Annotated in this window: 17 protein-coding genes; 5 read left to right on the plus strand and 12 right to left on the minus strand. The window is 62.7% G+C overall.

Annotated elements, in window-relative coordinates:
* Positions 1 to 394: 394 nt before the first annotated feature.
* The gene (locus KO539_RS22580) at positions 395 to 4,216 is read right to left on the minus strand and encodes a tetratricopeptide repeat protein (RefSeq protein WP_219311865.1); all 3,822 of its coding nucleotides are present in this window, start codon (positions 4,214 to 4,216) and stop codon (positions 395 to 397) included.
* A gap of 170 nt (positions 4,217 to 4,386) precedes the next feature.
* On the opposite strand from KO539_RS22580, the gene KO539_RS22585 reads away from it, so the two are divergent.
* The 4 genes from KO539_RS22585 (at position 4,387) to KO539_RS22600 (ending at position 10,706) form a co-directional block, all read left to right on the plus strand.
* On the plus strand, positions 4,387 to 7,194 hold the full coding sequence (locus KO539_RS22585; RefSeq protein WP_099403323.1) for a valine--tRNA ligase: 2,808 nt from the start codon (positions 4,387 to 4,389) through the stop codon (positions 7,192 to 7,194).
* 112 nt (positions 7,195 to 7,306) lie between these two features.
* Positions 7,307 to 7,762, plus strand: coding sequence for a DUF2147 domain-containing protein (locus KO539_RS22590; protein ID WP_035824603.1), 456 nt, complete (start codon positions 7,307 to 7,309; stop codon positions 7,760 to 7,762).
* Between the two features lie 273 nt (positions 7,763 to 8,035).
* Entirely contained in the window at positions 8,036 to 9,553 is a 1,518-nt protein-coding gene (locus tag KO539_RS22595) for an ice-binding family protein (RefSeq protein ID WP_219311866.1), read from the plus strand.
* Positions 9,554 to 9,566: 13 nt separating this feature from the next.
* Positions 9,567 to 10,706: an OmpA family protein gene (locus KO539_RS22600; RefSeq protein WP_219311867.1), complete on the plus strand. Its 1,140-nt coding sequence runs from the start codon at positions 9,567 to 9,569 to the stop codon at positions 10,704 to 10,706.
* A gap of 51 nt (positions 10,707 to 10,757) precedes the next feature.
* On the opposite strand, the gene KO539_RS22605 is transcribed toward KO539_RS22600, so the two are convergent.
* The 11 genes from KO539_RS22605 to tyrS form a co-directional block, all read right to left on the minus strand.
* Positions 10,758 to 11,225, minus strand: a complete 468-nt coding sequence (locus KO539_RS22605; protein WP_219311868.1) for a YaiI/YqxD family protein — start codon at positions 11,223 to 11,225, stop codon at positions 10,758 to 10,760.
* 23 nt (positions 11,226 to 11,248) lie between these two features.
* Complete coding sequence (gene ruvB, locus KO539_RS22610; RefSeq protein WP_035824600.1) at positions 11,249 to 12,304, minus strand: Holliday junction branch migration DNA helicase RuvB; 1,056 nt, start codon at positions 12,302 to 12,304, stop codon at positions 11,249 to 11,251.
* A gap of 6 nt (positions 12,305 to 12,310) precedes the next feature.
* Positions 12,311 to 12,889, minus strand: coding sequence for a Holliday junction branch migration protein RuvA (ruvA, locus tag KO539_RS22615; protein WP_035824598.1), 579 nt, complete (start codon positions 12,887 to 12,889; stop codon positions 12,311 to 12,313).
* A 42-nt stretch (positions 12,890 to 12,931) separates the two neighbouring features.
* Complete coding sequence (ruvC, locus tag KO539_RS22620; RefSeq protein ID WP_099403326.1) at positions 12,932 to 13,471, minus strand: crossover junction endodeoxyribonuclease RuvC; 540 nt, start codon at positions 13,469 to 13,471, stop codon at positions 12,932 to 12,934.
* A gap of 136 nt (positions 13,472 to 13,607) precedes the next feature.
* Positions 13,608 to 15,194, minus strand: coding sequence for a bifunctional phosphoribosylaminoimidazolecarboxamide formyltransferase/IMP cyclohydrolase (purH, locus tag KO539_RS22625; protein WP_035824592.1), 1,587 nt, complete (start codon positions 15,192 to 15,194; stop codon positions 13,608 to 13,610).
* A 107-nt stretch (positions 15,195 to 15,301) separates the two neighbouring features.
* Positions 15,302 to 15,535, minus strand: coding sequence for a helix-turn-helix domain-containing protein (locus KO539_RS22630; protein ID WP_008445162.1), 234 nt, complete (start codon positions 15,533 to 15,535; stop codon positions 15,302 to 15,304).
* A gap of 167 nt (positions 15,536 to 15,702) precedes the next feature.
* Positions 15,703 to 16,755, minus strand: a complete 1,053-nt coding sequence (gene dusB, locus KO539_RS22635) for a tRNA dihydrouridine synthase DusB (RefSeq protein WP_219311869.1) — start codon at positions 16,753 to 16,755, stop codon at positions 15,703 to 15,705.
* Between the two features lie 116 nt (positions 16,756 to 16,871).
* Positions 16,872 to 17,516, minus strand: a complete 645-nt coding sequence (locus tag KO539_RS22640) for a histidine phosphatase family protein (protein WP_219311870.1) — start codon at positions 17,514 to 17,516, stop codon at positions 16,872 to 16,874.
* A gap of 3 nt (positions 17,517 to 17,519) precedes the next feature.
* Positions 17,520 to 18,152: a YbhB/YbcL family Raf kinase inhibitor-like protein gene (locus KO539_RS22645; protein WP_219311871.1), complete on the minus strand. Its 633-nt coding sequence runs from the start codon at positions 18,150 to 18,152 to the stop codon at positions 17,520 to 17,522.
* A 19-nt stretch (positions 18,153 to 18,171) separates the two neighbouring features.
* A complete protein-coding gene (gene dtd, locus KO539_RS22650; RefSeq protein WP_099403329.1) occupies positions 18,172 to 18,621 on the minus strand; it encodes a D-aminoacyl-tRNA deacylase in 450 nt (149 codons plus the stop codon).
* Positions 18,618 to 19,883, minus strand: a complete 1,266-nt coding sequence (gene tyrS, locus KO539_RS22655; RefSeq protein WP_035824578.1) for a tyrosine--tRNA ligase — start codon at positions 19,881 to 19,883, stop codon at positions 18,618 to 18,620. Before tyrS ends, dtd begins: the two co-directional genes overlap by 4 nt.
* Positions 19,884 to 20,037: 154 nt before the next feature.
* Between tyrS and KO539_RS22660 the strand changes: the two genes are divergently transcribed.
* Positions 20,038 to 21,405 carry a M23 family metallopeptidase gene (locus tag KO539_RS22660; protein WP_099403330.1) on the plus strand — a complete coding sequence of 456 codons (1,368 nt, stop codon included), beginning with the start codon at positions 20,038 to 20,040 and terminating at the stop codon, positions 21,403 to 21,405.
* Positions 21,406 to 21,493 lie beyond the last annotated feature (88 nt).

A 21,493-nucleotide genomic window follows, 5' to 3' on the forward strand; every position in this document is an offset into this window, starting at 1 on the left:
CGGCCACAGGCGCCAAAGGCGCGCTGGGGAGTGCCGTATCGAAAGACGACTGGCCAGGCAACACGATTCCTGGCTAAGCTGTGGCGGCAGCGGCGTGCAATGATGCGCCGCGTTGATTCCGCCGTGAATGGTGCACCGCTGGCGGTGCGCGTGGCTCAGGCGCCCGGCCCGAAGGGGACGCTCTGAAGATGGCTGGCATCGCGGATGCGCTGGCCTTGAGACGCGGACGAGTGCTGGATATGCAACGTAAATACAACCGCGTCTGCTGGCGCCGTCCGCAAGGATGGGGCAGGAGGCGCCGGGGCCAGAATTATAGCATCGGCAGCGCCTTGATCCCCGTTCTGTTGCAGGAAAACGACTCGCCAGGCCGCCAAACACGGCCATATGGCCGCGTTTACTTCACCTTGTCGTACGACAGCATTTGCCCGTCGCGATCCCAGGCCAGTGTGTCATCCCCGATGCCGATGACGGCATGAAAGTCCCGCATGCCCGAGCGCGGCGGATACAGCGCAAAACGCAACAGGCCTTGCCGGGCCGGCAGCGCCACCGTGGCAAAGCCCGCTTCCGGATGGGACAGCGCCAGATGGCGCAGCGGCCCGGCAAACGGCACCTGCCACGGCTGCGTGCCACTGACGCCTTTGGCAAACGCGGGCGCATCGCCGAGCGCCGCCAGGCCGATATCGGGCACGGCCTCGTTGCGATATTCGACGATGATGCGGGCCGGGCCGGTGGTGGCGTCGCCGGGCTGCGGCGGCAACAGCGCAAACGGTGCATCGGGCGACTTCCCGTCGCCCTGCAGCAGCAGCTCGCCATCCAGCACCGACCAGCGTCCCTGCGCCGCTTGCTCATCGGCGCCGTACACCATCTGGTAACTGAAACGCCCGTCGGCACGCAGCACGATCTGCGACGCGACCTCGGTCCGGCGCCCCATGGTGTAGCGTCCCGGCAAGCGCTGTCGCAGCACCAGGTCGGCAGCCTTGTCCTTGTGTACGGGCGCAGCCGCAAGCTGCGCAGGCGGCACCCGCCAGCCGCCGGCCGCCAGGATGGCCAGCATGTCGGCGCGTCCCGCGGCGCGCAGCGCGCTCCAGTCCTGCGGCGCGAGTTGCCGCAGGCTGCCGGCCAGGCGCGGCAGGCGCGCAGCGAAGCGCTGGCCCAGCCAGCCGGCCAGGATCAGCCCCGGTTCCTCGGCAAAGGCGGTGATCAGGCGCGGCGCCATGGCGTGCTCGCACTGCGGCGGCGCGCTGGAAAATCCATGCTTGAGCAGCAAGTCCCAATACGCATCGGACGCGTTCATGACGACGTCGATCAGGTTCGGCGTGTCCGGCAGGCAGACCTTCTCCAGCGACAGCGTCCAGTCGCGCGTGACGAGCGCCAGCATATCGGTATTGAGACTGACGGCGGCCAGGTCCAGCGCGCCACCCCATGGGTGCTCCGTGCCGTCATCGATCCGTGCGCCGCGCGCGAGGAACAGGCGCACGGCCTCGATATTGCCGCTGAGAATAGCCTGCTCCAGCGCGCTCTTCTGATTGGCGCCGCGCCAGTTCGGGTCCAGCCCCAGGTCCAGCAGACGCGGCAGCAGATCGCCGCGCTGCGCCCGCAGCGCCTGCCGCAGCACCACCGCATCGCCCGGCGCGCGCCGCACACCGTCGGCGCGCCGCAACATGCCGTGTTCCAGCAACAGCGGCGCCAGTGCGCGCTGCCGCGACTGTACGGCGAGCACGGCGGCGTTGTTGCCCAACTGGCTGGCCGGCAGGCCGGCCGCCAGCATCAGGCGTACCCGCTCGACGCCGGCCGCATCGCGCACGGAACGCAGCGCCTCGTCCAGCGGCGACCACTTGATGTCTGCCAGCGGCTGGCGCGCCGCAACGGCCGCCAGCAGCAAGGTCAGCACGGTATTATTTTCCGGCGTCGGCTTCAGTTTCAGCGCCATCCTCAAGACGGGGAACTCGCCGCCCAGCGGGTCGGCGCCCAGGCCCAGCAGCAGCTTGACCATCGCCGCGTCACTATTTTCGACGGCCGCCAGCAAGGGCGGACGATAGCCGTCGCTGACGACGGGCGCACCCATCGCGGCCAGGCGGGTGACCCAGTCAGGCCGCTGGCTGCGCACGGCATGCCACAGCAGGGTTTCCGTTTCCAGATGCAGCGCGTCGAGCGTCTTCAGTTTGCTCATATGAAAGTCGTCGACTGCGGGACCGGCTTGCTTCCACGGCATGCCGGGCATCACCAGCTGGCGCAGCACCTCCTCGGACGCCGGCTGATGGTTGTACATGGCGCGCATCGCGGCGTCGAGCCAGCGGTCCTTTCCCTTCGCGTCATGCCGGGGCACGCGCTGCTTGAGCCAGTCCAGCGCGCCGGCGTTGCCCGCTTCGGCGGCGTAGGCGTACAGCGACTTGCCCTCGTCGTAGATCTCGGGCGTGGTGCCGGTGGCCAGCATTTTATCGAGCACTTCGGTGCCGCGCGTCAGGCCCAGCAAGCGCCCCCAGAGCATGTGATCGGCCAGCGGCCGTTCGGCTGGCCGCGCCGCGCCGTCTTTCGCCGTCTTTTTCTCTGCCTGGCGCAGCTCTTCCATGCGCTGGTCGCCCACCAGATAGGGCAGGCCCGAACCAGCGTCCAGCAAGGCGATCATGTTTGCCGTGCGTTCATCCGCGTCGAGCAATTCCGGCAGCATGTCCGCGTCTTCCTGCTGCAGCGCGTATTCCAGCGGCGCCAGCGTTTCATTTCCGGCGCCGTAGTGCCGCACATCGGCGCCATGGGCCAGCAACAGGCGCACCATCGCGGCGTTGCCGTACATGGCCGCCAGATGCAGGGGCGCGACGCTATTGCCCCCAGTGCCTTCGCCGACCGGCACGCCGCGCTGCAACAGCAGCGTCATCATGCGCAGCCTGGCCGGCAGCAGCGCCGCGTGACGCTCGCGTTGCGCCTGGCGGTGCGCCCGCCGCTGCACTTGTTGCAGCAGATGATCGTCCAGACGCGGCTGCGCCTTCTGCCATGCCGATTCGGCTTCAACCAGGCTGTACGCGGGCAAGATCAAGGTGTGCAGCAGGGTGCTCGAGCCGATCCGGTAGGCGCCCGGCAGGGCGACGCCGGCGAGCAGCTGGCCGAAGGCGGCTTCATCGCCCTCGCTGGCGGCATCGAACAGCGCCCGCACTTCGGGCGTCGGCGGCAGCTTGTCGCGCGCCACGCTCACATAATGGATCATGCGTTCCATGCCGTGCACCGAGACCTCAGGCAGCGGCATGCCCACCTTCCACGCCCGCGCCAGCTGATCCGCCTCAGCGTTTTGCGCCGCGTTCATCGCCTTTGCCCAGCCCGCCACGCTGGCGGCGGCCCCCGGCTCCCCGCCAGCCGCCGCAAGCTGGCTCAGCATGGAGGCGAGCACATAGTCCTGCGGCACGCCCCAACCCATGCCGTACACCTTGACCAGTTGCAACTGGGCCTTGGCGTTGCCGCTTTCGGCCGCCTTGCGCAGCCAGCGGACGGCCTGCCTTTCATCCAGGCCGTCTGCTCCGTTGCAACACCGAATGCCCAGCTGGTAGGCGGCGTCCATGTCGCCGCCCTCGGCGGCGCGCAGGTACCAGTCCTGCGGCGAGCGCCGCCCCGTCAGCGACGTCGCCGGCAAGGACATGCCGCGCCGCCAAAGGCCGGCCAGGCGCACGGCTTCGTCGACCTGGTCCGGCGACATCGCGTTGCGGCGTGCCGGCAGATACCTTTCCAGCTCGGCTGCGCCGCTCCATTCCTTGTCCTGTAGCGCCAGCAGTCTGAGCGCATGCGACAACACCTTGTCGGCCGACACGCCTTCGCCCTCTTCATACATTTTCGCCAGTTCCGCCATCGGCTCGCCGGCGCCCTGCGACGCCAGGCTGCGCAGCCAGGGCAGCGCGCGCGCGGGATTGCGCATGCTGCCCGACCAGCTCGTATACAGGGAAACAAGTTCCTCCTGAGCAACGCGGTCGCCGCGCTTGGCCGCCAGCAGATACCAGCGCACGGCATCGGCATCGCTGCGCGCCACGTCCGAACACCGCTCCGCGCCCGCGTAGATATCGCCGAGAACCTTTTGCGCCTTGATATTGCCGCCCAGCGCAGGTCCGCGCAATTGGGCCACGGCGTCAACGCAGCGCCCGCGCTGGAAAGACGCCATTCCTTCCGGAACGCCGGCGCACGCGCCACCGGCAGCCAATCCAGCGCCGAGCACGGCCAATTGCCACAATTTTTTCATGATTGCCTGAGTTTTCAAATAATGTTGCAAAGATGATAGCTTAGAAAAAATACAATGCAGCAATATTGCTCAATCGTGCGCGGCTTTTCGGCTCATCCAGGCCCGCTATTTGCTGCGCATGCTTTATGCACCCCTTATAATGGTTCCTTTTGCCAATCACACGCCAAATCATGGAATTAGCCAAGTCTTTCGAGCCCGCCGACATTGAACAATTCTGGCGCACCGAGTGGGAACAGCGCGGTTACTTCACCGCCACCCTCGATGCCGGAAAACCTTCCTTCAGCATCCAGTTGCCGCCGCCGAACGTCACCGGCACCCTGCACATGGGCCATGCGTTCAACCAGACCATCATGGATGGCCTGACCCGCTACCACCGCATGCTGGGCCACAACACGGCCTGGATACCGGGCACCGACCACGCGGGCATCGCCACGCAAATCGTCGTGCAACGCCAGCTGGACGCGCAAAAGATTTCGCGCCATGACCTGGGCCGCGAGAAGTTCGTGGAAAAAGTGTGGGAATGGAAAGAAAAATCCGGTTCCATCATCACCGGGCAAATGCGCCGCCTGGGCGCCTCGGCCGACTGGCAGCGCGAATACTTCACGATGGACGAGCCGCGCTCGAAAGTCGTCACCGACGTCTTCGTGCGCCTGTTCGAGCAAGGCCTGATCTACCGCGGCAAGCGCCTGGTCAACTGGGACCCCGTGCTGGGCACGGCGGTGTCCGACCTGGAAGTGGTGTCCGAAGAAGAAGACGGCTCGATGTGGTACATCAAGTACCCGCTGGCCGACGGCAGCGGTTTCCTGACGGTGGCCACCACGCGTCCTGAAACCATGCTGGGCGACGTGGCCGTGGCCGTCGATCCGACGGACGAGCGCTACCTGCCGCTGGTCGGCAAGATGCTGAAACTGCCTTTGAGCGACCGCGAAATCCCCATCATCGCCGACGAATACGTCGACAAGGAATTCGGCACCGGCTGCGTCAAGATTACGCCTGCGCACGACATGAACGATTACGCCGTGGGCCAGCGCCATAAACTGGCGCAGATCGTCATCCTGACGCTGGACGCGAAGATCACGGACGACGCGCCGGAAGCCTACCGCGGCATGGACCGCTTTGCCGCGCGCAAGCAGATCGTCGCCGACCTCGACGCGCAAGGCTTGCTCGAGCAAGTCAAGCCGCACAAGCTGATGGTGCCGCGCGGCGACCGCACGGGCGTCGTCATCGAGCCGATGCTGACGGACCAGTGGTTTGTCGCCATGAGCAAGCCGGCCCCGGAAGGCACGTTCTTCCCAGGCAAGTCGATCGCCGAAACGGCGCTGGACAAGGTCGCCAACGGCGAAATCAAGTTCGTGCCGGAAAACTGGAGCACCACCTACAACCAGTGGCTCAACAACATCCAGGACTGGTGCATCTCGCGCCAGCTGTGGTGGGGCCATCAAATCCCGGCGTGGTACGACGACGCCGGCAATATCTTCGTTGCCAAGACGGAAGCCGAGGCACAAGCCAAGGCGCAGGCGGCCGGCAGCACGGGGCCGCTGAAACGCGACGACGACGTGCTCGACACGTGGTTCTCGTCGGCCCTGGTGCCGTTCTCGACCATGGGTTGGCCGGAAGAAACGCCGGACATGAAGGCGTTCCTGCCATCGTCCGTGCTGGTGACGGGTTTCGACATCATCTTCTTCTGGGTCGCGCGCATGGTCATGATGACGGCGCATTTCACGGGCAAGGTGCCGTTTGAAACCGTCTACGTGCACGGCCTGGTGCGCGATTCGACAGGGCAAAAAATGTCCAAGTCGAAGGGCAACACCCTGGACCCGATCGACCTGATCGACGGCATCGACCTGGAAGGCTTGATCGTCAAGCGCACCACGGGCCTGATGAACCCGCGCGACGCGGAAAAGATCACCAAGGCGACGCGCAAGGAATTCCCGGAAGGCATTTCGGCCTACGGCACGGACGCCGTGCGCTTCACCATGGCCAGCTATGCCTCGCTGGGCCGCAACATCAATTTCGACCTGGGCCGCTGCGAAGGCTACCGCAACTTCTGCAACAAGATGTGGAACGCCACCCGTTTCGTCATGATGAATACGGAAGGAAAAGATTGCACGCCAAATGACGCCGACCTGTCGCAGGCGGACAAGTGGATTATTTCCCTGCTGCAAAAGGCGGAACTGGACGTGGCCAAGGGCTTTGAAGACTTCCGTTTCGACAATATCGCCGCATCGATCTACAAATTCGTCTGGGACGAGTATTGCGACTGGTACCTGGAAGTAGCCAAGGTGCAAGTACAGCAAGGCACGGAAGGCCAGCAGCGCGCCACCCGCCACACCTTGCTGCGCGTGCTGGAAGTGGTGCTGCGCCTGGCCCATCCGATCATCCCGTTCGTCACGGAAGCCCTGTGGCAGACGGTGGCGCCATTGGCCGGCAAGACCTTGAAGGCCGAAGGCGATTCGATCATGATGCAGCCGTATCCGATCGCCAACACCGACAAGATCGATGAAAGCGCGGAAGCGTGGATGCAGCAGCTGAAAGCCTTGACGGACGCGACGCGCAACCTGCGCGGCGAAATGCAGATCTCGCCTTCCGTGCGCGTGCCGCTGATCGTCGAAGCGGGCAATGCCACTGAAAAGGCCGCGCTGGCGTCGTACGCACCGTACATCCAGTCGCTGGGCAAGCTGGCGGAAGTGCAGATCGTCGATGCGTTGCCGGACTCGCCAGCAGCCGTCGCCATCGTCGGCACCACCAAGCTGATGCTGAAAGTGGAAATCGACGTGGCTGCCGAACGTGAGCGCCTGGGCAAGGAAATCGCCCGCATCGAAGCGGAAATTGCCAAAGTCAACAGCAAATTGGGCAATGAAAGCTTTGTCGCGCGCGCTCCGGCCGCCATTGTTGCGCAAGAAAACGAGCGTTTGCTCAGTTTTTCGGCGACAATTGAAAAACTGCGCGAACAGTTTGCTAAACTAGCCAGCGCATAAGGCAAGTTTGGAAGGATTGCGCGGCCGTCCCAGTGACGCCGCGCAGCACTGCTGGTCTTGCCTTGGTATATAACTGTTCGTGACACGATCAAAAAACCAATGGAGACTAGCGATGCATAAAGTATTCAAAGCAAGTGTACTGGTGGCCGCCCTGGCCATCGCCGGCAGCGCCACCGCGCGCGATGGCAACTATACCCCCGTGGGCACGTGGAAAACCATCGACGACGCCAGCGGCAAGCCGAAATCCCTCGTCGTCATCACGGAAAACAACGGCGTCTTGCAAGGCAAGATCGAAAAACTGTTCCGTGCCCCGAATGAAGATCAAAATCCCAAGTGCGACAAGTGCGCGGGCGCCAACAAGGACCAGCCCATCATCGGCCTGGTGATCCTGTCCGGTCTGAAATATGACGGCAAGGAATGGACGGGCGGCGAGATCACGGACCCGGCCACCGGCAAGGTCTACAAGAGCAAGGCCGAGCTGATTGAAGGCGGCACCAAGCTGCAAGTGCGCGGCTATGTCGGCGTGCCGATGTTTGGCCGCTCGCAGACGTGGGTGCGCGAAGAGTAAGCAACCACCCCGCCCTGTCGAAGCCGGCCATGCGCCGGCTTTTTTGCGCCTGCCTTGCGCACACTGGCGTTGTTTTTCAGGCCGAATCGTGTCCTTTCGAACCCATTCGCAGCCAGAGACCAGCTATGCGCGCCACCGAACATACTTGAAGTTTCCTAAATGAAATAGTGCATGCCTGTGACGCCATCGCCCTGTAGCGACAGGCGGCATGGCTCTGCCGGATGACCCCATCCGCGGATGTCCGGCAATGACTGCCATGCACAAAGGAATTATATGAATCTCTTCAAGCGATATCTGAACCCGCTGCTCATCTCGGCAGGCTTGCTGACCATGGCCGCCCTCGCCGGCTGCGGCGGCGGCGACCAGGGGCGCGATCCCATCCTCGGCTTGCCGGGCGCTACCCTGTCCAGCCTCGTCGTCACGCCAGCCACGGCCACGGTCGCCATCGGCGCGGGCCAGCAATTCACGGCCATCGCCACGTATAGCGACGGCTCCTCGCAAGACGTCAGCGCCAAGTCGGCCTGGACGTCGGCCACGCCGGCCAGCGCGACCGTCAATGCCGCCACAGGCTTGAGTACCGGCATCGCTGTCGGCAGCAGCGGCATCAGCGCCGCGTTTGGCGGCAAGAGCGCCAGCACCGTGCTGACCGTCACGCCAGCGACCCTGCTGTCGATCGCCGTCACGCCGCAAAACCCGACCGTGCCAGTCGCCGCGACGCGCCAGCTGGCCGTCATTGCCACGTATTCGGATGGCAGCAGCGCTGACGTCACGGCCGGCAGCAGCTTCCTGTCCGCTACGCCAGCCTCGGCCACCGTCGCCAGCGGCGGCCTCGTCACCGGCGTTATCTTTGGTAGCAGCGTCATGAATGCCAGCTTCAACGGCAAGACGGCCAGCACCACCGTCACCGTGCCTGCCATTACCGTGGTCAGCATCGCCGTCACGCCGGCCACCGCCAGCATCGCTGTCGGCGCCACGCAACAATTCATTGCCACCGCAACGTATTCGGACAGCTCGAACGCCATCATCACCAACGGCGCCGCCTGGACCTCGGGCACGGTTGCCAACGCCAGCGTACTGAACATGGGCGTCGCCACCGGCATCGCCGCCGGCACCAGCAGCATCACGGCCACCGCTGGCGGCCAGTCGGGCAGCGCGCTGCTGACCGTCACGGCAGTGGCCATCCCGCCCGTCCTGAACCCGATCATCCTGGGCCGCGCGGCACCGTTCGGCGTACTGGCCGGCACTTCGATCACGAATAATTCGGGCGGCACCACCCTGATCACAGGCGACGTCGGTGCGCCGTCGCAGACCACCGATCCGACCCAGGCGGCCGGCTTTACCAACTACAAGTCAGGTGCCATCCTGGCCGGTGCCATGACGGACCTGCAGGCGGCGATCACGGACGGCAACAGCCGTACCTGCGACGTCAGCTTTGCCGGCGGCATCGACCTCGGTGGCCAGACCTTCGGTCCCGGCGTGTATTGCTATGCGGGCGCCATCAGCATCACGGGCACCCTGACACTGAACGGTCCTGGCGTGTACATCTTCCGCACGGCGCTGACCTTGAACTCGACCGTCAACTCGGTGGTTGCCCTGAACAATGGCGCCACGGCCGACAACGTCAGCTGGCTGCCCGTCGGCCCGACCACCCTGGCCGCGAATAGCGTCTTCAAGGGCAATATCCTGGGCCAGTCGGCTGCCATCACGGTGGGCGACAACACGACCCTGCTCAATGGCCGCGTGCTGACGGCTGCTGCCGTTACCCTGCGCAATAACCAGATCACCAAATAACCGGGACATGACCATGACTATCGCACACACATTGGGCGCACTGAGCGTCATGACCGGCGCCTTGCTGGCGGCGCAATCGGCGCAGGCGCAGGACAACACTTTCATCAACCCGGACTGGGCCAACAGCGCCTGGTACATCGGCGCGGGCGTGGGCCAGTCGCGCGCCAACATCGACGAGCCGCGCCTGCGCGCCAGCCTGGCCGCCAACGGCGAAACCGTTACCGGTTTTACCAAGGACCAGCGCGACACCGGCTATAAACTGTTTGTCGGCCGCCAGCTGAACCAGTATTTCGCCGTGGAAGCGGGCTACTTTGACCTGGGCAAGTTCGACTTCAAGTCGAGCACCAGCGGCAACGGCGTGCTGAACGGGCAAGCGGGCTTTCGCGGCGTGAACCTGGACTTGCTGGGCCAGCTGCCGCTGTCGCAGCGCCTGTCCCTGCTGGGCCGTGTCGGCATGCACTACACCAAGACCAACACGGAATTCAGCGGCAACCGCCTGCTGGGTTCGACCAATACCCATGCCAGCGAGCGCAAGCTCAACGCCAAGCTGGGCCTGGGCCTGGAATACAAGTTCAGCGAAGCACTGGCCTTGCGCGGCGAAGTCGAGCGCTATCGCCTGAACGATGCCGTCGGCAACCGCGGCGATGCGGACCTGTACTCCGTCAGCCTCGTGTATAAACTGGGCCGCCCGGCCAGCGCCACGCCCGCCTACCAGCCGGCGCCCGAAGTTGCCCCTGTCGTCGCCATGCCGGCGCCCGTCATCGTGGCCGCACCGGCGCCAGCCCCCGTGTCGGAAAAAGTGTCGTTTGCCTCCGAAGCGCTGTTTGATTTCGATCAATCGACGCTCAAGCCGCAAGGCAAGGCGGCGCTGGACCAGTTGCTGGGCCAGTTGTCGGGCATGGATCTGGAAGTCATCGTCACGGTGGGCCATACGGATGCCGTCGGCCCGGACGCCTACAACCAGAAACTGTCGCAGCGCCGCGCCGAAGCCGTCAAGGCCTATCTGGTGGCGCAAGGCGTGGAAACGAACCGCGTCTACACGGAAGGCAAGGGAGAAACGCAGCCCGTGGCCGACAACACGAGTGCCGCCGGCCGCGCCAAGAACCGCCGCGTCACGGTGGAAGTGGTGGGCACGAAAAAAGTTGCACGCTAAGTTAGATGCACGTAAAAAACCGGCTTGCGCCGGTTTTTTTTCGTCCACAGATTACTGCGCCGGGGCCGGCTTGCGGTGGTGCTTGCTCAAATGCCGGTCCAGGCTGTTGGCGAACTGCTGCCGGTCGGACGGGCTGAAGGCGGCCGGGCCGCCGGTGTCGACGCCGCCGCTGCGCAACTCTTCCATGAAGGCGCGCATCGTCAGTTGCTGGGCGATATTGTCCTTCGTGTAAAACTCGCCACGCGGGTTCAGCGCAAAACCGCCCTTGGTCAGCACGTCGGCGGCCAGCGGAATGTCGCCCGTGATGACCAGGTCGCCCGGATTCAACAGCCGCACGATTTCCTGGTCGGCCACATCGGCACCGGACGCCACTTGTACGGTACGGATAAAACGCGAGGGCGGCACGCGCAAGCCCTGGTTGGCGACCAGGGTGAGCGGCAACTCCAGGCGGTCGGCGACCCTGTACAGGATTTCCTTGATGACAACGGGACAGGCGTCCGCGTCGATCCAGATTTGCATACCCGGCATACCTTCTTGCACCATCACAGTTCCCACGCTTCGCCGCCCGGACCCATGCGCGGTGCGCTGACGCCGAAGTGCAAATAGGCGGCCGGCGTGGCGACACGGCCACGCGGCGTGCGCTGCAGGAAACCTTGCTGTATCAGATACGGTTCCAGCACGTCTTCGATGGTATCGGCCGCTTCGCCGATGGCTGCCGCCAGGTTGCCTATGCCGACGGGGCCGCCGCCGAACTTGAACAGCACGGCTTCAAGCAGCTTGCGGTCCATCACATCGAAGCCGGCGGAATCGACGTCGAGCATGGCCAGCGCGCGGTCGGCCACCACCTTGGTGATTTCACCATTGCTTTTGACTTCCGCGAAATCGCGCACGCGACGCAGCAGGCGGTTGGCGATACGGGGTGTGCCGCGCGCGCGCTGGGCGATTTCGTGCGCGCCTTCCGGGTCGATCGGCGCCTTCAGCAAGGCGGCGCTGCGCGTGACGATCTTCGTCAATTCGCCCGTGTTGTAAAACTCCAGCCGCGCGACGATGCCGAAGCGGTCGCGCAGCGGGTTGGTCAGCATGCCGGCGCGCGTGGTGGCGCCAACTAATGTAAACGGTTGCAGATCGAGTTTCACGGAACGGGCGGCCGGGCCTTCGCCGATCATGATATCGATTTGATAATCCTCAAGCGCCGGATATAAAATTTCCTCGACAACCGGCGACAGCCGGTGGATTTCATCGATGAACAGGACGTCGTTCGCTTCCAGGTTCGTCAGGATCGCCGCCAGGTCGCCTGGACGCTCCAGCACGGGGCCGGAAGTCTGGCGCAAGTTGACGCCCATTTCGCGCGCGATGATGTGCGCCAGGGTCGTCTTGCCCAGGCCCGGCGGGCCGAACAGCAAAGTGTGGTCGAGCGCTTCCTTGCGCTGGCGCGCGGCCGTGATGAAAATCTCGAGCTGGTCGCGGATCTTTTCCTGCCCGACATACTCATCGAGCTGCTTGGGACGCAAGGCCCGTTCGATCGCCTCCTCGTTGTGCGAGATGGGCGCCGCGTCGATGATGCGCTGTTCCGTGAAGATGTCGGTCTGGATGCTCATGCCCTATCAGCCTTTCGACAGCGCTTTCAGCGCCAATTTGATGCCGTCCGACACGCCGGTACCGGCCGGCACGTTCTTCACGGCGGCCAGCGCTTCCTTGTCCGAGTAACCGAGCGCAACGAGCGCGTTCAAAATATCCGATTGCGCGTCGGGCGCCGCGTGCGCGCCCAGCGGACCAAGATCGGCACCGATCTTGCCCTTCAATTCCAGCAACAGCCGTTCCGCCGTCTTCTTGCCGATGCCCGGCACCTTCACGAGGCGGCCGGAATCCTGCAGGGTGATCGCTTGCGCCAGGTCCGCAATCGTCATGCCGGAGAGAATCGACAAGGCCATGCGCGCGCCCACGCCCGTGATCTTGATCAGCTGGCGGAAGACGGCACGCTCGGCCGCATTGCCAAAGCCAAACAGCAAATGCGCATCTTCGCGGATGGCCTGGTGCGTAAACAGCACGACTTTTTCGCCCACGTGGGGCAAGTTGTAAAAGGTGCTCATCGGCACGTCGACTTCATAGCCGACGCCCTGGCAATCGACCAGCAATTGTGGCGGATTCTTTTCAAGCAAAATACCGGAGAGACGGCCTATCATCGCGTGTTCCTAATGTTGTGTATATATATGGGGGCCATGCGCCTACCCTACTAAACGGCCGCGCTTCATACGCAAACCCTGCAGTTGCGGCGCCAGCGCGCCGAGCATGGCCAGCGCATCGATGCTGTTGGCGTGGCAAATGGCCACGCCCAGGGCATCGGCCGCATCCGAGCCGGGCAAGCCAGGCAAGGACAGCAGCCGGGACACCATGTCCTGCACCTGCTCCTTGGCCGCCTTGCCGTGGCCCGTGACAGCCTGCTTCACTTGCAACGCCGTGTACTCGGCCACCGACAGGTCAGCATGGACGAGCGCGCAAATGGCCGCGCCACGCGCCTGGCCCAGCAGCAAGGTCGATTGGGGATTGACGTTGACAAACACTTTTTCGATGGCAGCGCAATCGGGCTGGTAGGTGCCGACGATCTCGCTCACGCCCCGCAGGATGACCTTCAGGCGCGGCGGCAATTCCCCTTCGGAACCCGTCTTGACGGTACCCGACGCGATATAGCGCAGCTTGTTGCCAAGTTTTTCAATGACCCCAAAGCCGGTCGTGCGCAGGCCAGGATCGATGCCAAGAATAATCATCGCCAGATTCTATAATGAATACGGCAGGCACCGGTGAATAACCGGTGCCTGCCGTATTGTGTCGCAGCAACCCAAAACAACATCTGGGGTCGGACCCTCAGGGTCCGACCCCGGTCATTGCCGTTGGGTTCAATTATTAATGACGGAAATGACGCGTGCCCGTGTACAACATCACCACGCCACGCTCGTCCGCCGCATCGATCACTTCCTGGTCGCGCATCGAGCCGCCCGGGTGAATGACGCAGGTCGCGCCCGCGTCGACGACGACGTCGAGGCCGTCGCGGAACGGGAAGAAGGCGTCCGACGCCACGACGGAACCGGTCAGCGACAGGCCGGCGTTTTGCGCCTTGATGGAAGCGATGCGGGCCGAGTCGATACGGCTCATCTGGCCAGCGCCCACGCCCAGGGTCATATTATTGCCGCAGAAGACGATGGCGTTCGACTTGACGAATTTCGCCACTTTCCAGGCGAACATCAGGTCGGCCAGTTGCTGCGGCGTTGGCTGCAGTTTGCTGACCACGCGCAAGTCGCCGATACCGACGTTTTTCGCGTCCGGCGATTGCACCAGCAAGCCGCCACCAACGCGCTTGAAGTCCATGGCGTGCACGCCGCTGCCCAGCGGGATTTCCAGCATGCGCACGTTTTGCTTGCTCGACAGAATCTGTTTCGCTTCGGCGGAGAACGACGGGGCGATCAGCACTTCGACGAACAGCTTGGCGATTTCGCCGGCCGTGGCGCCGTCGAGTTCCGTGTTGAAGGCGATGATGCCGCCGAATGCCGAGGTCGGGTCCGTCTGCAGGGCGCGCGCATACGCTTCCGCCGCATTCTTGCCCAGGGCCACGCCGCATGGGTTCGCATGCTTGACGATGACGCAGGCGGCGCTCTGCTCGAAGCCGCCCATGCTCTTCACGCATTCCCAGGCCGCATCAGCGTCGGCGATGTTGTTGTACGACAATTCCTTGCCTTGCAGCTGGCGATAGTTGGCCAGCGCGCCATCGGTGGTGACGAGGTCGCGGTAGAAGGCGGCGCTCTGGTGCGGGTTTTCACCGTAGCGCATGTCTTGCACTTTTTCAAAGGCCACGTTGAGGATTTGCGGATAAGCGCCGCGCTCGGCGTGCACTTTCGTCGGGCCCAGGCTGGTCAGGTAGTTGGTGATGGCGCCATCGTATTGCGCCGTGTGCGCAAAGACTTTTTTCGCCAGCATGAACTTGGTGTCATAGCTGACGTCGCCTGCCTTGCCGTCGGCCGAGCGCATTTCCGCCAGCACCGCGTCGTAGTCGGTCGGGTCGCAGATGACGACCACGTCCTTGTGGTTCTTGGCTGCCGAACGCAGCATGGTCGGGCCGCCGATATCGATGTTTTCGATCGCGTCTTCCAAGGTGCAATCGGCCTTGGCGACCGTGCCCTGGAACGGGTACAGGTTGACCACCACCATGTCGATGGTCGGCATGTCGTGCTCGACCAGTTTCGACATATGTTCAGGGAAATCGCGGCGCGCCAGGATACCGCCGTGCACTTTCGGGTGCAGGGTTTTCACACGGCCATCGAGCATCTCCGGGAAACCCGTGTAATCGGCAACTTCCGTCACAGGAACACCGTTGTCTGCCAGCAATTTGGCGGTGCCGCCGGTGGACAGGAGGTTGACGCCGAGGGCGGACAGGGCGCGGGCGAATTCGAGAACGCCGGTCTTGTCGGAAACGGAGAGGAGAGCTTGTTTGATCATGGCTGTGGCTAGGTGGTTAAGTGTTCTTGGCGAATGGCACAGCGGTCAGCTATCAGGCTGGGCCCGCTGCGGCGGATTCAAATCTTGGCGTCACTTGCATGCCGGCATTACAGCAAACCGTGCTCCTGCAATTTCTTGCGCAGGGTATTGCGGTTGATGCCCAGCATCTGCGCGGCGTGCGACTGGTTGCCATCGGCGCGTGTCATCACGACTTCCAGGATGGGCTTTTCCACGGTCAGCACGACCATGTCGTAGATATTCGATGCTTGCTGTTCGCCCAGGTCATTGAAGTAATCTTCTAGACTTTTCTGTACGACTTCCTGAATGCTTTCTTTGCTCATTTGTATGCTTCAACCGGCTGAACACCTGGCCATCCGGCACCGCGCCGCTCATGCGGTCCGCGTGCTGCCCTCTTGCCTCGGTGTTGTAATTAATATTGCATGACGCTCTGTATAGGCGCTCGCCCTTGTACTGCCGACAACTGACTACCCTGCTTGTTGCTATCTGCTCATGCTGCCGTGGCCATCGGTTTGATCACATCGATCAGGCCACTTTCACTGGATTCGGAGAGGCGGTATTGTAACCGTTCGCCAAATTTCCATTGCGACTCAAAAAATTGATCGACGGCCAGCAACTGCGCGTCCGTCGACTCCAGCAAATTCATTTGCTGCCGGAACGCTTCGCCGCCCTCCAGATCCTTCACATACCAGCCGATGTGCTTGCGCGCCGTGCGCACGCCGAGAAATTCCCCGTAAAACGCGTAATGGGCGCGCAAATGCTCATCCATCAGGCTACGCACTTCATCCACGTACGGCGCCGGCAATAAAGTACCGGTGCGCAAAAAATGGTCGATTTCACGGCAAATCCACGGCCTGCCCTGCGCCGCGCGGCCGATCATGACGGCATCGGCGCCCGTTTGATCGAGCACAAAGCGGGCCTTTTCCGGACTGGTAATGTCGCCGTTGGCCACCACGGGAATGCCCACCGATGCTTTCACGGCGGCAATGGTTTCATATTCGGCATCGCCCTTGTAGCCATCGGCGCGCGTACGGCCGTGCAGGGTCAGCATCTGGATGCCGGCTTGCTCGGCGATGCGGGCGATTTTCAAGGCGTTCTTGTTTTCGCGATTCCAGCCCGTGCGAAATTTCAGGGTGACGGGCACGTCGACGGCGTTGACGACGGCGTGCAAGATCTTTTCGACCAGGCTTTCGTTTTGCAGCAGGGCCGAACCGCACCAGCTGTTGCACACCTTTTTGACGGGGCAACCCATATTGATGTCGATGATCTGCGCGCCCCGGTCCACGTTGAACTTGGCGCAGTCGGCCAGATCTTGCGGATCGGCGCCGGCAATCTGCACGGCTTTCGGCTCCATTTCGCCTTCGTGGTCCGTACGCCGCGCGCTTTTTTCCGTTGCCCACAGGCGCGGATTCGACGCCGCCATCTCCGACACGGCGTAGCCGGCACCCAACTGCTTGCACAACTGGCGGAAAGGCCGATCCGTCACGCCCGCCATGGGAGCGACGAAAACGTTATTGCGCAGAATGTGAGGGCCGATTTGCACTGAGGAACCTGGAATGGACGGAGGAACCTGCTATTTTAACCGATTCCCTGCCTAATTAATAAGCACTATTTTTTTAGCTCAGTGCGTCAGAGTGACGATGGGGCCGCTTATAGGGCTTAGCCCAGCTCGTCCATCGCGGGCGCGCTCAGGTGTTCGATATTTCCCCAGTGCACCAAATGCAGCTTGCCGTCCGCGTAAGAAAAACGGTTGACGCTGGCATTTTTGACCTGGAAGTCGCGCGGGCTGTCGAGCGTCATGCCGACCGCCTCGCGGTAGGCGCACTCGAGCACGCCGCCGTGGGCCACGATGGCGATGGTCTGACCGTCGTACTGCCGGGCCCAGCGGGCGATGGCGCCATTCGCGCGCGCATAAAACTGGCGGAAACTTTCGGCCTGGCGCTCGCCCGACGGCATCACGGCGTCGATCTGGCGCGATTGCCATTGCGCATACTCGTGCGGATAGCTTGCGGCAATGTCCGCATACAGCAAGCCTTCGAAAGCGCCGTAGCAGCGCTCGCGCAGCAAGGAGTCCGTTTGCACGGGTAAATCTTTCACGTCGGCCACGGCTTGCGCCGTCTGCCGCGCGCGCTGCAAATCGCTGGCGAGGATGGCGGCCAGCGGTTCGTCCGCCAGCGCCTGCCCCAGCGCGCAAGCTTGCGCCAGGCCCGCCTCGTTCAAGGCGATGTCGATATGGCCCTGCAGGCGGCGGCCCGCATTCCAGGCCGTTTCGCCATGGCGTATCAATAAAATCGTGGTGCTCATGCTTTATTTCTTCAGGGTAAGTGCCAACTCGGGATTGAGCGAATAGGCGACGACGAGCTGGGCTTCGTCGAGGATGTGGCCGTACAGGGCGGCATGCGCTTGCTGCCCTGTAAAACGCTCGGGCAAGGCCAACTGTGGCACGTCGAGCGCATACAGGCGGAAGATATAGTGGTGGATGCGCTCGTCATTCCACGGCGGGCACGGGCCATCATAGCCGTAATAATCGCCAGCCATGGCGGCATCGCCGGCAAACCAGCCCGTGTAATCGTTGAGGCCCTGGCGCAGGCCAGAACTCGCAGCCTTGCCGCGCGGCGTGATGCCGCTGGAAAACTCTCCGGCGGCAATCGCGCGCATGGCCAGGGGAATATCGAGCAAGCTCCAATGATAAAAATCGCCGCGCAGCGCCGTCAGCGACAGGGCCTGGCCTTCAACATTGGCCAGGCTGGCGTCTTGCGGCGCATCAGGGTCGATGCAAAACAGGGCCAGCGACTCGGTGCCGTTGGGCACCTCGTCCCAGGCCAGATGGGGATTGCGGTTGCCGGCGAGGCGCACGCGGCTGGCCGGATCGATCTCGGCAAAAGCATAGTCGGCCGGCATCAGGCCGCCATCACGAAACGTCTCGCTCCACAATTTCATCGCTTGCTCCTCTTTATAGTTATTGCTTTGCGTTCACTTGTAGCCAGAACGTGACGGGGCCGTCATTGGTGAGCGACACTTGCATGTCGGCGCCAAACTGCCCCGTTTGCACGGTCGCATGGCGGCTGCGCGCCTGGTCCACGAAATGCGTGAACAGGCGCAAGCCGTCCTGCGGCGCGGCCGCCGGCGTGAATGACGGGCGCGTGCCGGACTTGGTGTCGGCCGCCAGGGTAAACTGGGGCACCAGCAGCAGGCCGCCGGCCACGTCCGTCACGCTGCGGTTCATCTTGCCCGCCTCGTCGGCAAACACGCGGTAACCGAGCAGCTTGCTCAGCAGGGCGTCCGCCTCCTTCTCCGTATCGCCCCGCTCCGCGCACACGAGCACCATCAGGCCGGCGTCGATGGCGCCGATGGTGGCGCCGGCAACATCGACCTTCGCCTGGGTCACGCGCTGCAGCAGCGCGATCATGCCGTCAAGGTGACGCGCGCGAAACTGCGCTTGCCAACTTGCAACACGAACTGGCCGGCGGCCACTTGCAAGCCCTTGTCGCTGATGACGGTGCCATCGATGCGCACGCCGCCCTGGTCGATCTTGCGCATGGCTTCCGACGTGGACGGGCACAGGCCAGCCTGTTTCAGCAGTTGCGGGATGCCCAGCGGCGCGCCAGCCAGGCTCACTTCCGGAATATCGTCGGGGATGCCGCCCTTCGAGCGGTTGACGAAGTCGGCCAGCGCATCTTCGGCCGCCTGCTGCGAGTGGAAGCGGGCGACGATCTCTTGCGCCAGCGCAACCTTGGCATCGCGCGGATTGCGGCCTTCCTCGACTTCGCGCTTCAGCTGCGCCAGTTCGGCGATCGAGCGCCACGACAGCAGCTCGTAGTAGCGCCACATCATGACGTCGGAAATGCTCATCAGCTTGGCGAACATGGTGTTGCCCGGTTCCGTGATGCCGATGTAGTTATTCTTCGACTTGGACATTTTTTCCACGCCGTCCAAACCTTCCAGCAGCGGCATGGTCAAAATACACTGCTGCTCCTGTCCATACTGCTTTTGCAGTTCGCGGCCCACCAGCAGGTTGAACTTCTGGTCCGTGCCGCCCAGTTCCAGGTCCGATTTCAGGGCCACCGAGTCGTAACCTTGCATCAGCGGGTACAGGAATTCATGGACGGAAATAGGAATGCCGCCCTGGAAGCGCTTGGTGAAGTCGTCGCGCTCGATCATGCGCGCCACCGTGTAGTGGGAAGCGAGCTGGATGATGCCGCGCGCGCCCAGCGGATCGCACCACTCGGAGTTATAGCGAATTTCCGTCTTGCTGGCGTCCAACACTAAAGATGCTTGCGCGAAATACGTCATCGCGTTAATCTCGATCTGTTCCTTGGTCAACGGCGGGCGCGTGACGTTGCGGCCCGAAGGGTCGCCGATCATGGACGTGAAGTCGCCAATGAGGAAAATGACTTGATGGCCGAGGTTTTGCAGCTGGCGCATCTTGTTCAGCACGACAGTGTGGCCCAGATGCAAGTCGGGTGCAGTCGGGTCCAGGCCCAGTTTGATGCGCAGTGGAACACCGGTTTTCTCGGAGCGGGCTAATTTTTGCGCAAATTCGCTTTCGATCAAGAGTTCGTCGACGCCACGCTTGGTAATCGCGAGGGCTTCTTGTACTCTGTCCGACAGCACAAGCGCGGTCTGAGCGGCGTTAGCCTTTGTAGGCGATGCGGTGGTGTTGATTTCCATAAAATTTGACTGTAGATCTCAAAATGGTAGTAGGTTTGCGGAGTTTGCTATAATGCTCGATCCCATCAATCTTGCCGTATGAAAACGAACCAAAATAACAATAACAAAGAGCACTAGTTCACGAATCGTTCAAGGGCAAATTTTAACTGATTGCATGAACCCTATACATAAAATCACAGGCTCACGCTTGTACACACAGCTGACGACGACCCGCAAGGCACGCATTATTGGTGCGTCCGCGGTGCTGCTCGCCGTGGCCGCCTTCGGCGCGGTCGCTGTGTCGCCCATGGCGCCCGACGCATCCGACCTGCCGGTCACGTCCATCGCCCAGAACCTGGAAATGCCTGATCTCGCTTCGCAAATTTCCGCGATGGAACAGGTCGACCAGAATTTCACCCACGAAGAAAAAGTCCGCGCTGGCGATACCCTCGCCACCCTGCTGACACGTCTCGGCGTGGATGATCCTGTGGCCGCCAATTTCATCAAAACCGACAAGATCGCGCGCGGCGTGATGTTGCTGAAATCGGGCAAGCGCGTACAAGCGCAAACGTCCGAAAACGGCGACCTCAACTGGATGCGCGCCACCCTCGTCGACGGCACGGACAAATCGGTCAAGAACATCCTGATCACCCGCAAGGGCGACAAGTTCGTGGCCACGGAAGTGGCAGCCCAGCTGGAACGCCGCGTTGAAATGCACGCGCGCAAGATTACTTCCACCCTGTTCGCCGCCACCGACTCCAGCCTGGACGGCACCCGCCTGCCAGACTCGATTTCCGCGCAAATCGTGGAAATGTTCTCCACCAATATCGACTTCCGCTCCGACCTGAAACGCGGCGACTCGTTCAATGTTGTCTACGAAACATTCTGGCAAGATGGCGAATTTGTCCGAGCGGGCCGCATCCTGGCCGGTGAATTCACCAACCGCGGCACGACTTACCAGTCCGTTTGGTTCGAAGACCCAGCCAGCAAGCAAGGCGGCGGTTACTACAGTTTCGACGGCAAGTCCCTCAAAAAAGCCTTCCTGAAATCCCCCCTCGAATTCTCCCGCATCTCGTCCGGCTTCTCCATGCGCGTGCACCCGATTTCCGGCAACTGGAAAGCGCACAAAGGCATCGATTTCGCTGCAGCAACGGGCACCCCTATCCGCGCTTCGGGCGACGGCGTGGTCGATTCCGTCGGCAGCCAAAATGGGTATGGCAATGTTGTTGTCCTGAAACACTGGGCCAACTACACCACCGCCTACGCACACATGAGCCGCTTCGCTTCGGGCCTGAAAAAAGGTCAAAAAGTCAGCCAGGGCGATGTGATCGGCTACGTCGGCACCACCGGCTGGTCGACGGGCGCCCATTTGCACTATGAATTCCGCGTTGGCGGCGTGGCACAAGACCCAAGCAAGCTGAACGTACAAGCCCAGGCGCCATTGACGGCTGCCGAGCTGAGCCGCTTCCGCATGGTATCGGCTGACATGATGCACCGCTTCACCCTGCTGCGTCCGAACGACACGGCGCTGGCGTCGCGCTAAGCAACACCGCCTTCGGGCAACATATAAAGGCACCGCCCATGCAAATGGCCGGTGCCTTTGTTTTATGTGTGCAGGAAAATCCGGCACA

Source organism: Janthinobacterium sp. NKUCC06_STL (genome assembly GCF_019345455.1).
Lineage (GTDB): Bacteria > Pseudomonadota > Gammaproteobacteria > Burkholderiales > Burkholderiaceae_D > Janthinobacterium > Janthinobacterium rivuli.